At 64.0% G+C, this 13,805-nt stretch carries 10 protein-coding genes; all 10 read right to left on the bottom strand.

The features are described from left to right. Positions 1-42: 42 nt before the first annotated feature. Positions 43-3,363: a TonB-dependent receptor gene (locus tag WDM91_11660; GenBank protein ID MEI9995242.1), complete on the bottom strand. Its 3,321-nt coding sequence runs from the start codon at positions 3,361-3,363 to the stop codon at positions 43-45. 150 nt (positions 3,364-3,513) lie between these two features. Next, positions 3,514-4,332 carry an ABC transporter permease gene (locus tag WDM91_11665; protein MEI9995243.1) on the bottom strand — a complete coding sequence of 273 codons (819 nt, stop codon included), beginning with the start codon at positions 4,330-4,332 and terminating at the stop codon, positions 3,514-3,516. Beyond that, a complete protein-coding gene (locus WDM91_11670; GenBank protein ID MEI9995244.1) occupies positions 4,329-5,585 on the bottom strand; it encodes an ABC transporter permease in 1,257 nt (418 codons plus the stop codon). The genes WDM91_11665 and WDM91_11670 overlap by 4 nt, the downstream gene beginning before the upstream one ends. A gap of 7 nt (positions 5,586-5,592) precedes the next feature. Next, complete coding sequence (locus WDM91_11675; protein MEI9995245.1) at positions 5,593-6,609, bottom strand: ABC transporter substrate-binding protein; 1,017 nt, start codon at positions 6,607-6,609, stop codon at positions 5,593-5,595. A 32-nt stretch (positions 6,610-6,641) separates the two neighbouring features. Beyond that, the gene (locus tag WDM91_11680; GenBank protein ID MEI9995246.1) at positions 6,642-7,841 is read right to left on the bottom strand and encodes an ABC transporter ATP-binding protein; all 1,200 of its coding nucleotides are present in this window, start codon (positions 7,839-7,841) and stop codon (positions 6,642-6,644) included. Beyond that, positions 7,829-9,046: a PLP-dependent aminotransferase family protein gene (locus tag WDM91_11685; protein ID MEI9995247.1), complete on the bottom strand. Its 1,218-nt coding sequence runs from the start codon at positions 9,044-9,046 to the stop codon at positions 7,829-7,831. The genes WDM91_11680 and WDM91_11685 overlap by 13 nt, the downstream gene beginning before the upstream one ends. 164 nt (positions 9,047-9,210) lie before the next feature. Further along, positions 9,211-10,509, bottom strand: a complete 1,299-nt coding sequence (locus WDM91_11690; GenBank protein ID MEI9995248.1) for an amidohydrolase family protein — start codon at positions 10,507-10,509, stop codon at positions 9,211-9,213. Continuing rightward, a complete protein-coding gene (locus WDM91_11695) occupies positions 10,506-11,618 on the bottom strand; it encodes a M28 family peptidase (GenBank protein MEI9995249.1) in 1,113 nt (370 codons plus the stop codon). The genes WDM91_11690 and WDM91_11695 overlap by 4 nt, the downstream gene beginning before the upstream one ends. 481 nt (positions 11,619-12,099) lie before the next feature. Then, entirely contained in the window at positions 12,100-13,050 is a 951-nt protein-coding gene (locus WDM91_11700; protein ID MEI9995250.1) for a FecR domain-containing protein, read from the bottom strand. Then, positions 13,025-13,603, bottom strand: a complete 579-nt coding sequence (locus WDM91_11705) for a sigma-70 family RNA polymerase sigma factor (protein MEI9995251.1) — start codon at positions 13,601-13,603, stop codon at positions 13,025-13,027. Before WDM91_11705 ends, WDM91_11700 begins: the two co-directional genes overlap by 26 nt. Between the last annotated feature and the right edge of the window lie 202 nt (positions 13,604-13,805).

The raw sequence follows: 13,805 nt of genomic DNA on the forward strand, positions 1-13,805 counted from the left end.
CGGACGGCGGGAAAGGTTCATCCCGCCGCCCGGCGCCTCAAATCAGTAGTTGGCGGTCACAGAAATCATGAAACTGCGGCCGATGAGGTCGTAGGTCGAATAGGAGTCGGAGTAGAGCTGCGAGTCGGTCAGCTTCCTGTCCAGGAGGTTGCTGACGGCCAGCTGGGTCCGCAGCTCGGGCGTGATCTGGTATCCGATCGAGCCGTTGAACTTCCAATAGCCCGGAACGTCGTTCCAGTGATCGGAGAGCACCGAGCTGTCGAGCGTGGTGTTGTTCTTGACCGCGCTGATGAACAGGCCTTGCAGCATCACATCCAGCTTGTGCAACGTGTAATCGACGTTGAACTGGCTGGAAAAAGCGGGCGTTCCGACATTGCCCACGCGGTGCAGGACGGTCTGCCCCTCGAACGCCACCATGTCGTATTTGGCGGTGTAGAACATCTTCGTGCCAAGGGTCACGCTGCCGTCGGAACTCCAATCTTCATCGAGGTCGCCGAGGTCGAAGCCATACTCGCCGGAAACGATCAGACCATCGAATTTGATCGAGGAGGTGTTGATATAGCCGGTGTTGTAGCCGTCGGAGATATCTCCGGCCACGCGTACCGGGTTCGCCGTTCCGGCGCCCGCATTGGCTGCCGGCAGGCGCATGAACCGGGCGGCCGAACAAGCCGGGTCGTTGGGATAGTTCGGGCTGTCGTAGCAGGCCTGCAGAACCTGGTTGATGCTCAGATTCTCGATGCCGCCCGTCAGGTTTATGGAGCTCCAATCGGCGGAGAACCTGAACCTGGGAAGCAGGCTCGGCTGGTAAACGAACCCGAGCGTCCACGAATTCGACGTCTCGTTCTTGAGATCGGGATTGCCCGAAATCGTGCCCAGCGCCGAAATCGCCGCCGTCGTGGAGTGAAAATCCGCCGGACTCGCATAGCCGAACGCCTGGAGCGCCGTGGCGCAGTTCGCGGCGCGCACCGTCGGGTTCGGACCCGCGTTGTAGAGGCTTGCATCGCAGGGATCGGAGATGCCGCTGCGGGCCGAGGTGACACCCGAGAACAACTCCGTGATGGCGGGCGAGCGGATGGCGTGCATGAACACGCCGCGGAACACCAGCCCGTCGCCCCAGCCCGAGATGCGCGGCGCGAGACGGCCGCCTGCAGACCATGTGATCGCGTTGCCCGTGATCGAATTGTCCACCGAACGGATGGCGCCTTCGAAGCTCATATATTTGACGACCGGCAGATCCTGCTTGTCGGAAATCAGCGGCACCACCGTCTCGCCATAGACTTCTCGCGTGGAGTAGGTGCCCGAAATCGCCTGATAAGGACTTATCACTTCGAGTCCGAACAGGCTCGTTCCCGCCTTCAAGGTGGCATCGGGATCGAATTCGCCATGCTCCTGGCGATACTCGGCTCCGATGTTGAAAGCGATCGGCTCGGCGATGCCGAACGGCAGATTGCCCGACAGATTGGCAGTCGCCACCGTTTCGTTGTTCTCGCTGATCGCCTGGGTGGGATCGAGAACGTATTGCGCCGCGGCCCTGCTGAAATTGTTTTCGCCGAACAGGTTGATCGGCACGCAGCTTCCACCGCTGGCGCAGACGATATCGCCCGTGACGGGATCCTTGACGGCGTCCATCGCAAGCTGCAGGCGCGAATCATTTATATAGTTGGAAACGGTCGTCCCACGGCTGTCGCCGTATTCGTAGGACGCGTCCCACGACCAATCATTGCCCCATGCGTTGAACGTGCCCTTGAGTCCGGTCACCACGCGATAGAGATCGACCGTGTTGCGCTCCAGGTAACCCTGGTACTGGAGCAGGTCGTTGAAATTGCGCGCCATTTGGAACGTGCCGCCGGCTGGCGCGCCGTTTGCGATCAGCGTGGTCCGCTCGTCGGGCGTCAGGAAGGCATTGTCCGTCGAAAAGCTCATCGCGGTGCCGCTGAGCAAAGGCGATGCGTAAGCTTCGAGGTCGCTCATCTCCTCGCCCTGACTGTTCGCGTAGTTCGCCTCCAGGAAGAAGGTGACGTTGCTGGTCAGGTCATAATGCGCGATGCCGTTGAGCAGCACGCGCGTGGTCGGCGCCACCAGCGTGAAGCGATCGGCATAGTCCATGCCGTCGCCGCCTTCGTTGTACAGAGGCACGCCCGGCATGCCCAGCAGGTTGGGACCGATGTTGAAGGGCTCAAAGCCGTTCTTGCCGAATTGCAGCGGCGTGCCGCCGGAATCGTAAATATAGTCGTTGGGATGACCGGGAAGACCGATCGGATATCCCGGCGCGACATGGAGGAACGGAAGACCGCCCTCGGTCAAGGCACCCACCACGATGTTGGATGCCACGCTCTCGGTGGGCGGACCGCCGGTCGGGTCCGGCAGTGCGATATGGAGCCCCGTGCGATCCGACAGCATGAGCGGAAGCTGCCTGTTGTATTCCGCGCTCAGCACCACGTTGCCGCGGCCGTCGTCGATGTCGCCGCCGACCAGCGCATGATAGGACTGGGACTCGCCGTCGCCATGTCCCGTGATGCCGTATTGGCCGCCGACTTCCACGCCGTTGAAGTGATCCTTCAGGACGATATTGATCGTGCCGGCGATGGCGTCGGCGCCGTAGACGGGCGCCCCGCCGATGGCGACGGTCTCCACGTGATCGACGAGGCTGACCGGAATGGTGTTGAGATCGACCTGCAGGCCCGCGCTGGTCGTCTGCGCACCGCCGCCGCCCGCCGTGTTCGATGTGACGAAGCGCCGACCATTGACCAGCGTCAGCGTGCGCTGGGAGCCGAGCCCGAAAAAGTCCGCAAAACTCTGGCCTTCACCAAAAGAAGATTGGTTCATGCCGACCGGATCGACGCCCGATGGCGCAAACCCCGGCGTTTCGTCCAACGCCTGGAGGATGTTGGTATAGCCGCGCTGGCGCAGCTCCTTGCCGCTGGTGACGAATGCAGGCTCCAACGTCTCGGAACCGGCGCGCTTGATGCGCGAGCCGGTCACCGTCACCGTTTCGACGACCGTCGTATCGCCCTCGCGGCTCGCAGTATCGGCGGCACGACGGATGGTGAATGTGCTTGCGCCGGCCTGCACCACCTGCAGGCCCGTGCCCGCAAACAGCCGCCGGACAGCATCCTCCGGTGCATAGTCGCCATGCAGGGGATTGGTCTGGATGCCGGCGATATCCTCGCTCGGCGCAAGCACCTGCAACCCCGACTGCTCCGCGATCGCCCGGATAGCCTGTCCCGCCGGCTCGGCCGGAATATCGAAATGCTTGGCCGTTTGCGCGGCCGCGGCCGTCGCGCCCAACATCCCCAGCAAAGACGCACCCAGCAACAATGTGCTGCGGCGTCCGATCCAAATAAAACCTGCCCCGGATCTCATCTGTCCCCCTTGCCAAAACTCGCAACATCGCGAACGCATGGCCCTATCTGATGCGATGCACCCGAATTGGAAATCCGCCACACGCGATGAAAGAAGTACCGTAAAGATCCCGCAGCATGCGCGGTGCGGTCGGGGCGCCAAGGTCCCCGATCACACCGTCCGCCTCTCCCGGCTCCGGCGAATTGCCTCGGCTGCGGCCAGCAAGCCGGCGGACACGATCACCAGCACCGTCGCCACGGCCGTAATGGCGGGGGTGACCTGGTCGCGGACGCTGTCCCACATCTGAAGCGGCAGGGTCCGCCGCTCCGGGCCGGCCAGGAAAATCGCAACGACGGTTTCGTCGAAGGACGTCATGAAGGCGAAAATCGCGCCGGCGGCCACCCCGGGCGCAACCATCGGAAGAAGCAGCCGTACGAATACACGAGCCGGCGATGCGCCGAGGCTCGCCCCGGCCCGCAGCAGGTTGTGGTCGAAGCCTTCGAGCGAGGCCTGCACCACGATGACGACATAGGGCGCCGCCAACGTCGTATGCGCCATCACAAGGCCCATATAGGTATTGGCCAAATGCAGCGGCGCATAAAGGAAATAGACCGCGACCGCCGTGATAATCACCGGAACAAAGAGCGGCGAAAGCAGAAAGACGCCAAGCAGCGAACGCGTCCGTTTCGGAAGACGCGAGAGGCCAAGCGCCGCCAGCGTTCCCAGCGATGTCGCCAGCAGCGCCGTCGCCAGGCCCACGACCAGGCTGTTCGACAGCGCGCGGCCCCATTCCGGCGCCGTCGCGATTTCGCGATACCAGCGCAGGGAAAGGCCCGAGAGCGGATAGCTCAGAAACGAGCCGGCATTGAACGACAGCGGCAGGATGGCCAGGATCGGCAGCACCAGGAACCCGAGAACCAGCGCGCAAAACCCAAAAAGGGCGGCCCGGCGCACGCGGTCGGCACGCGTCAAGTAGATCGCCGCGATCATGCCCGCCACACCGACAGCCGTTCCCCGGCTATGCGCCCGTTCAGCCACATCACCAGAAGCGTCGCGGCCAGCAGCACCAGACCGAGCGCGGCCGCCATGCCCCAGTTCAGGGACTGGTTCGTATAGAAGGCGATGAAATAGCTGATCATCTGATCGGCCGGGCCGCCAACGAGCGCCGGCGTGATGTAATAGCCCAGCGCCAGGACGAACACGAGCAGCCCGCCGGCGGCGATGCCCGGCCCGGTCTGCGGCGCGTAGACGGACCAGAACGTCCGCATGGGCGTCGCGCCCAGGGACAGCGCGGCGCGCAACGGGACCGGCGAGATGCCTTTCATCACCGCATAGAGCGGGAGCACGAAATAAGGCAGCAAGACATGGGTCATCGCCACATAGACGCCGACCCGGTTGTAGATAAGAGCGAGCGGCTGGCCGATCACGCCGGCGCCCAGCAGAAAATCGTTCACCGCACCATGGGTCTGCAGCAGCACGATCCACGCCGTCGTGCGTACCAAGGTCGAAGTCCAGAACGGCAGCAACACCAGGATCATGAGAGCGTTGCTGTATTTCTCTGGAAGCGTCGCCAGCAGATAGGCCAGCGGATATCCCAGCACCAGGCACAGCAGCGCAACCACCGCACTGATCCAGAATGTCCGCACCAGCACTTGCACGAAGACGGCGCGTTCGGAGGGAGAACGCACGATCTTGTCATCGGTGTCCAGGCGGCGATCGACCGCGGCGAGAAGATAGAAACTGGTCGACGGCCCCGCGGCATGCCGCATCACCGCCCAGGTTTCCGGCTCCCGCCATCGCCGATCGAAGCCGAGCAGCGAGGCGGGAAGTCTTGCGCGGTCTATTTCCCCAAGATGTTCCGCGGTGCGGAACAAAAGCGTTCGGAATCCCGCTTCGTCGTAGTTGAGGCGGTTGGCCACTTCGCTCAGCCGCCCATCGGCGTATGACTTTGCAAGCTCGGTCAGCAAGGTGCCTGCCAGCTGTTTGTCGGGCAGTACCGATGGATCCGCTTTTCGCAGAGATGCCGCGGTCTGCGGCCACACCGAGGGCAATTCGCTATCTTCGACGCTGCGCATCAGCATCAGAGAAATGGGCGCCAAGAAATTGAGCAGCAGGAACAGGAAAAGCGGCGCCACGAGCACCATGCGCCGGACGAAAAACGGGCGCTCGGCGCGCCGCATCGCGGCGGCATGCGGCAGACCGGGCCGCCGCAAACGGACCGCAGGGAAGCGAAGGGGGGCCATTGTCCACCTATCTGGCGAGCCAGGCGTTGAACTGCTGGGTCAGCTGGTCGGCATTCTCCACCCAGAACCTCGCATCGAGCTCGAGCGCGCGTTCCATATGGCCGGCGCCGAGCGGCGTCTCCTGCTCGAGCTGCGGCCCCGCGAGCGCTATGCCTTTCTTGTTGGTCAGGCCGGTCGGAATGAGCTTGGCAAGGCGCACCTGATTTTCCGGTTCGCCCATGTAGCGTATCAGCTTCAGGGCTTCGGCCTGCCGCGGACCGCCGTTCAGGATGGCCCAAAAATCGACCGCATAGATGTTCTGGTCCCAGGCGAGCTTGAAATTGCGATGTTCGTTGTGGTTCGCCACGACGAGGCGGCCGGGGCTCGTTACCGACATGGAGATCTCGCCCGATGCCAGAAGGTCCGGCACCTGCGAAATCGACGACCACCACACGACATAAGGCTTTATCGCGTCGAGCTTGCGCAGAGCGCGCGCCACGCCCTGCGGCGTCGAAAGCACCTTATAGACGTCGGCCGGTTTCACGCCGTCCGCCATCAGCGCGATTTCGAGCGTGTATTTCGGCGTCCGCCGCAATCCGCGCTTGCCCGGGAAGCGCTTGACGTCCCAGAAATCCGCCCAGGTCTTCGGGCCATCCTTGAATCGGTCACCGTCGTAACCGATGAGGTAGGACCATGCCATCGCGCCGACACCGCAATCCTGAACGGCGGGTTTGATATAGGCTTCGCGTCCCCCAAGGGCCTTCCAGTCCAGCCGCGCGAAGATACCCTCTTCGCATCCGAGGATCAGTTCCTCCGTCTCCACCTGGACCACGTCCCAGCCCGGATCGCCCGCCCGCGACTTCGCCCGCAGGATGCCGACGCCGCCGTGCCAGGCGTCTTCGCGCAACGCGATCCCGGTCTGCTTTTGGAACGGTGCCCAATAGGCGTCGCGCAGCGCGTCCTGCGACGTGCCGCCCCAGCCCACGACGGTCAATGGGCGCGGCTCGCTCTTGCTGCATGCGGCAACGCCCAGAAGAAGAAGCATCCCTAGGAATGCCGACCAGTCCCCGCGCCGCATCATGGCGCGTCTCTGTCCTGCGCTTCGCCGGCAGGAAGACTGTTGGCGGAACCGCAAAAGGCGCGGCAATCACCGACCTGCCAGCGCACCAGCACCCTTTGCCCCGCCGCGATGCCGCGGCCCAATGGAGGATTTGCCAAGGACACGACGATATGGCCGTCGCCCGGCAGCGCCATACGCACACGGATGTGATCGCCAAGAAACAGGATGTCCTCCACGTCGGCGGCAAAGACGTTCTCGCCCTCGGCGCCCTCGCCGACAATGCCGACGCGTTCCGGCCGCACCGATACCGTGGTGCGCGCGCCGGGTCTCGCCTCGCCCACGCAGAGCGCACTGATCCAGCGCCCGCCGTCAGTCCGCACAAGACAGCTTCCGTCGCGCAGCTCCGAGATCAGACCGCGCAGCGTGTTGCTCTCGCCGACGAACTGGGCGACGAATGCATTGCACGGGTCGTCATACAGGCTCTGCGGCGCCGCGATCTGCTGCAATTCGCCATTGCGGAATACGGCGATCCGATCCGACATGGTCAATGCCTCTGCCTGATCGTGGGTGACATAGATCACCGTGAGTTCGAGCTGGCGCTGGATTTCCTTGATCTCGAACTGCAGCCGCTCGCGCAATTGCCGGTCGAGCGCGCCGAGCGGCTCGTCCATCAGGATCACATCGGGGCTGAAGACCAGCGCGCGCGCCAGCGCGACGCGCTGCTGCTGCCCGCCCGAAAGCTGCGACATGCGCCGCGCTTCCAGGCCACTGAGACGCACCAGCCGCAACACATGATCAAGGCGCACCGCGATGGACGCCGACGACATGCGGCGCGCCTTCAGCGGAAAGGCGATGTTCTCCGCAACCGTCATGTGGGGAAAGAGGGCATAGTTCTGGAAGACGACGCCCATATTGCGCCGATAGGGCGGCACGCGGGAAACCGGCGCGCCGCGCACATAAACTTCGCCGCCGGTCGGCCCTTCGAAGCCGGCGAGCAGCATCAGCGCCGTGGTCTTGCCCGAGCCCGACGGACCCAGGAAGGTCAGGAATTCGCCGCGGCGCACCGCGCAGGAAAGACCGGAGAGCGCCAGCGTGCGCCCGTCATAGCTTTTCGAGACATCGCGATATTCGACGATCGGGGCCGATATGGCGTCCGCGGATATATGTGCACGCGCGGCGGCAAGCCTGTTGCCGACGATGTCGATCAGCCGGCCCATGCAGCGCCCCGGTAGACGTCCCCGAGACGGCGCATGCCCTCGTCGATCTGATCCAGCGTGGCAAAGCTGTAGGACAGGCGGATATGTCTGGTTGCGCGCGCGCGGTTGCTGGGATAACCGTCCCGGATTGCGAAGAACTTGCTGCCGGCCAGAATGTTCACGCCCTTGTCGGCGGCCCGGCGCGTGAAGTCGTCTGTATCGAAGCCCGCGGGCAATTCGACCCAAATATAATAGCCTCCATCGGGCGCGCGGAGCGTGGCCTGCGGCAATTCCCGCTTCAGGGCGGCGATCATCCGGTCGCGATGTTCGCCATAAGTCTCGCGCACGCGCGCCACATGGCGTGGAAATTCCGCCGAGGCGCAGAATTCGAGCACGATGTTCTGCAGCAGCGCCGAGGTTCCCCCGTCCGCCTTGAGCTGGATCAGGCGCGCGATCACGCCCTCGCCCGCCGCCACCCAGCCGATGCGAAGGCCCGGCGCGACCAGCTTGGAGAAGGTGCCGGTATGGATGACGATGCCGCTGCGATCCAGCGCCTTCAGCGTCGGAATGGCGTCGCCGTCGAAACGGACCTTCCGGTAAGGATTGTCCTCCAGGAGAAAGATGCCGCGCCGTTCGGCAAGCGCGACCAGCGCTTGGCGCCGTTCGCGCGACAGGGTGGTGCCGCTCGGGTTGTGGAAGTCGGTGATGTTGTAGATGAACTTCGGCGGCGCCAGCCCGTCGGTTTCGCGCCGATCCAATAGCGAATCGAGCTCCTCGACGTCCAGCCCGCTTTCATCCACACCGACTTCCAGAAACTGCGCTCCGAACGCCGAGAAGATCGGAACGGCGGAGAAATAGGTCGGTGCGGTGACCACGACACAGTCACCCTCGTCCAGCAACAGCTTGCACACAAGCTCCAGCCCGTGCTTGGCACCGTTGACGATGAGGATGTGGTCCGCCGTCAGGCTGCAGCCATCCTCGTTCATGTGGCCCGCGATCCACGCCCGGAGCGCGGGTTGACCGTGGTTGGGCGAATATTGCAGCGAAACCGCGCGCTCGGCGGTCAATGCTTTGTGAGCACAGGCGGTGAGGTCGGGAAGCAGATCGGGGGACGCAAAGCCGGAATCGAAGGCGATCACATTCTCACCCAGCTCGAAAGGAAAATGCGGCGCGGGAAACGCGACACTCAGGCCGCGATTGCGCCGCGCGATGATGCTGTCCTTCAATCCGTCCTCCCAATTCCTGCAGCGAGCCCGCAGAAACAATCGCCGGCCTGATTGGCGGCCCCGCCATATGGGATTGACGGAACGAAGGAATCCGCCATCGCCGGTTCTTCAGGGCGTCAACTCTCGCACAGCGCCGCCATGCCGGTCCGCCGATGCAAGCCGCGTCACTGCCTGTAGATCACGCCGCCCTTCATCACAAAGCGCATATGCCGAAGGACCGCCACGTCTTTCAGAGGATCGCCGTTCACCGCGACGATGTCGGCCTGCTTGCCCGGCGCGAGCGATCCGATCTCGTTCGAAAGATTCAAGTGCCTGGCGCCCTTCGTCGTGGCCGCCTGGATCGCCTGGAGCGGCGTGAAGCCCGCCTTGACCAGCAGCAGGAACTCGCCCGCATTCTGCCCGTGCGGGCTGACGCTGGAATCGGTGCCGAACGCGATATTGACGCCGCTTTCATGCGCGCGGTGGGTCGCGTCGATGCTCTGCAGCCCGACCTTGATCGCCTTGGCGCGCGAGACGGGGCTGAGATAGCTGTTCGGATCGTGACCCCAGCTCGTCACCTGCGCGCCGCCCATCATCGTCGGCACCAGCCACGCATTGTGCTCCTTGAAGAGCTTGATCGAGTCGGCATCGAGGAACGTGCCGTGCTCGATCGAATCCACGCCCGCGCGCAAGGCCGCATTGATCCCGGCCGTGCCATGCGCGTGGGCGCATACGCGCCGGCCCATCGCATGCGCCGTCTCGACGATCGCGCGCATTTCCGCTTCGGTGAATTGCTGATCGAGGCCCACGGGAATATCGGACAGAACCGAGCCGGTGGCCATGATCTTGATCACATCGGCGCCGCGGCCGATCTGCTCGCGCACCCGCCGGCTGCATTCTTCGATGCCCGAGCAGATGTTCGGCCGGCGAATGACGGCGTTCACGTCCTGACGGTACCCGTACACGTCGCCGTCGCCGCCGGGCATGCTCAGCACGTTGCCGGCCGCCACGATGCGCGGGCCCGGCACGACCCCGTTTGCGATGCCGTCGCGCAGGGCGAAGATCCCTTCATTGTCCTCGCCCAGGTCCTGGACCGTGGTGAACCCGGCCTGGAGCGTGAGCCAGGCGAAATGCACGCCGTCGATGGCGAGATTGGCGGAGTTCTTGGTGACCTTTTCCATCTTGCTGTTGGGGCCATCCTCTTCGAGGATATGCACATGGCTGTCGATCAAGCCCGGCAGCACGAACGCATCCTTGAGATCGACCACCGTGCCGTCGCCGGATTGGAAGCCGTCGCGGATGTCGACGATCTTGCCGTCGCGCACGACGATCGTCTTGTCGTGGTCGACGCGGCCGCTCTCCGGATCGGCCAGCACCGATCCCACTTGCAGGAAATAGGTGGGCGACGCCGGCTCGGCACCGGTCGCCGCGATGGCGAGCATGCCCGTACCGAACAGGACGACGGCCGCAAGGATGCGTTTCATGGCTGAGCCTCTTTCTCAATTGCGCGGAAATCGGTGCTGCTATCGGCGGCAAGCCAGACGAGGGCGGCCCATGCCGCCACGTTCTGGTTGAGCTGTTCCGGGTCGATCTTGTCGAGCGTGTCGTCCGACGTGTGGTGGATATCGAAATAACGCGTTCCATCCTGTTCGAGCAGGAAATCCGGAACCCCCGCTTCGACGAGCGGGCCGACATCGACACCGCCGCGGCCGGGCCCCTTGCTTGCCGGAAGGATGCCGAGCGGCGAAAGCACATCACGTACCGCCTTGCCGAAGGGACTGTTCGCCATCTTGTCGGACAGGGAAACGGCATAGACGCGGTCGGCGCCGAAATCGCTTTCGCCGGTCAGGACATGCCTTGCGATCTCGTCGCTGTGCTTCAGGACGTAGAAGTGATTGCCCAGCGGACGTCCGCCGGGTTCGTTCGCTTCTTCCGCTCCGTACAGCACCACCCGGATCGTGCGGCGCGGGCGCTCGGGCAGATCGGCGATGAGCTTCGCCGCGCCCACGATGATGGCATCGCCCGCCCCGTCATCGATCGCGCCGGTGCCCAACTCCCAGCTATCCAGATGCGCTCCAAGCAAGACGATCTCGCCGGCGCGGTCCGTGCCCGGAATATCCGCCACCACATTTTGCGACATCGCGCCGGGCACGTAATGCGCACTGGAGAAAAGCCGCACCGTGGCCGGCCGCTGCAGCGCTGCGAGGCGTTCGAGCTGGTCGGCATCGGGCGCGGAGAGTGCGAAGGCCGGAATCGGCACCTTGCCGTCGACATAGTGCGTCGAGCCGGTGTGGGCGAGGCGGTGGCTGTCGGTTCCGATGGAGCGAAGCAGAAAGGCGACGGCGCCACGCCTGGCGGCCTCGATGGGACCCAAGGCGCGCGCCCGGGCCGTCACCTGATAGGCGTCTTCGTCCTGCATGCGCGGCGTACGCTGCTCGACCACGGCAATTTTTCCGCAGAGCGATCCTGCGGGCGCGCTCATCAGTGCATCCAGCGAGGCAAACAGCACCACCGGACCTTCGATGCCCGTTTCCGGCGTGGGCGGCGCGCCGCCCAGCGCGGCAACGACAAGCGGCTGGGAATGCGGGGCCACGATTTCCCCACTTTCCCGTCCCCGGACCCAAGCCGTCATGGGAAAGCGTTCGATCATCACATTTTGAAAGCCCAGGCGGCGAAGCTCGTCCGCCGCCCATTGCGCAGCATCCCGTTCAGCCGCCGAGCCTGCGGGCCGTGGGCCGAAGAGCGTGGTCAGGCGGCCGACAAAGTCGAAGGCGCGCGACTGCCCGGCCAGCGCGCGATCGCGAAGCGTATCGGCGATGGCAACGCCCGTATGCGAAAGACCGGGACTGTCGGCTGCCCCGCCGGTGCACGGAAGGCAAACGGCGCTCAAGATCAGAAATGCGACCTTCGCTCTTCGCACGCGGCGTCCCCAAATCCCTGCGCACGCGCCCGCATGCGGGCGATACGCGCCATCACCGGGGCCGGCGCGACGACTTTTCTCTGGTTCGTGGATGTCCGGCCCCGTGAGACAGGGATGAGCCGGCCGGCGAATTCCGCCATCGAACGGCGAACTTCTATTGCCGCGTCAGGTGGATCGCGCCGCCCTCTTCGCGCACAGTGGCGTCATAGGCGGCGGCGGCCGATTGCGCGAAAGCCTTGCCATCGCCGATACGGAACGCGCCGACGAAGGAGCGCTCGGCAAGCCTGTCGTCGTCGATGACCACGGGTTCGTCGGTATAGCGATTTACCCGTTCCGCCGCCTCGGCCAGCGTTTCGCCGTCGAAGATCAGCCAACCCCGCTCCCAGGACAGGCGTCGCATCAGCTCATGCGGATCGACGCTGGCCACCACCATCGGGTACGATTTTTTTGCGATCAACTCCTGATCGCGTGCCAGCTTCTTGGCGGGTCTGGACTGGTCCGCGCGTTTGACCTCCACGGCGCCTTCGTCGACGACGACGGAAACGTCCTCGCCCTCCTTCAGCTTCACGGTAAATTTCGTGCCGACCGCGCGCACCAGAAGATTGCCCGCATGCACGACAAAGGGCCGCGCCTTGTTGTGCGCCACCTTGAACGAGGCCTCGCCGCTTTCCAGATAAACCGACCGGACATTGCCTTGGTAGTCCACCTTGACGACGGAATCGCTGTTCAGCGTTACGATCGAACCGTCTTCGAGCGCCACCTGGCGCACCTCGCTGTGCGACGTCGTGAAACGGCCGTGGAAGAAACTGAAAGCGTTCCAGCCTGCCACAGCGATCAGGAGCGTTGCCGCCGCCGCAATCCAATGGCGCGCCAACGGGCGCGGCTTGGCGGGCACCGATGATGCGCGCATCCCCATCGCGCGCAACCGGTCGACCGAAGCCCAAACGGCCTGCGCGCGCACCAAGGCTCCGACATTCCGCGGATCCTGCGCCAGCCAGTTTTCCAAGGCTTCGGTTTCGGTCTCCGTCAAATTGTCTGCGTCTAAACGGACGGCCCATCTGGTGGCCTCGGAATCGGCCTTATTCGTTCTTGCGACGCCGTTCATTGGCTCGCATGCTCCTCCAACCGTTCTCCCCTTCATCGGACTGCGCGGTCACCGCTTGCATGATCAGCTTCAGCGCCTTGGATAGATGCTTTTCCACCGTGCTTTCCGCTATGCCCATGCGTTGGGCGATTTCTTTTTGTGACAGTCCTTCGAATTTCCTGAGTTCAAATGCGCGCCGGCAGCGCGACGGAATTTTCTGCAATATCTCATGCAGGCGCTCGATTTCCTCTCTGGCACCGAGTCTGCGCTCGGGTCCGCAATCCTCGTCCGCGATGTTCAGCGAGTCGATGTCCGCGATCAATTCGATGGACACGATTCGCGAACGGCGCAACGCCTCGCCGACGATATGCCGGGCGGTAACGAAAAGATAAGCACGCGGGTTGTTGATGTGCTCGATATCCGCCGCCCAAAGCCGGGCATAGGCTTCCTGCACCACCTCGTCCACGTCGAAGGCCGTCATGCCGCGCAATTTCCGCGCGAGCCAACGCCGCACAGAGGCTTCGTGCGGAAGTATCTCTCTCGCAAACCAGCGAATGCGTCCGACCCGGTCCATTGCCGGATTGCGACAGCAATATGTTTGTCCGTCAAGCGCCTTTGCCTTTTTATGTCACCGCCGTGACCGAAGCCATGGCCGCGCGGCGGGCGCTCTTCTTCCTGCCGCGCATCGTCGTGTCGCTTCGCCCCGATAGGGGAATCTCGCCTCTCGCGCATCTATGGAAGCGCGGGGCGAAGGCGTGAGCCGACGGCCTGTGTTT

Origin of the sequence: Rhizomicrobium sp. (assembly GCA_037200385.1) — a bacterium.
Classification (GTDB): Bacteria; Pseudomonadota; Alphaproteobacteria; order Micropepsales; family Micropepsaceae; genus Rhizomicrobium.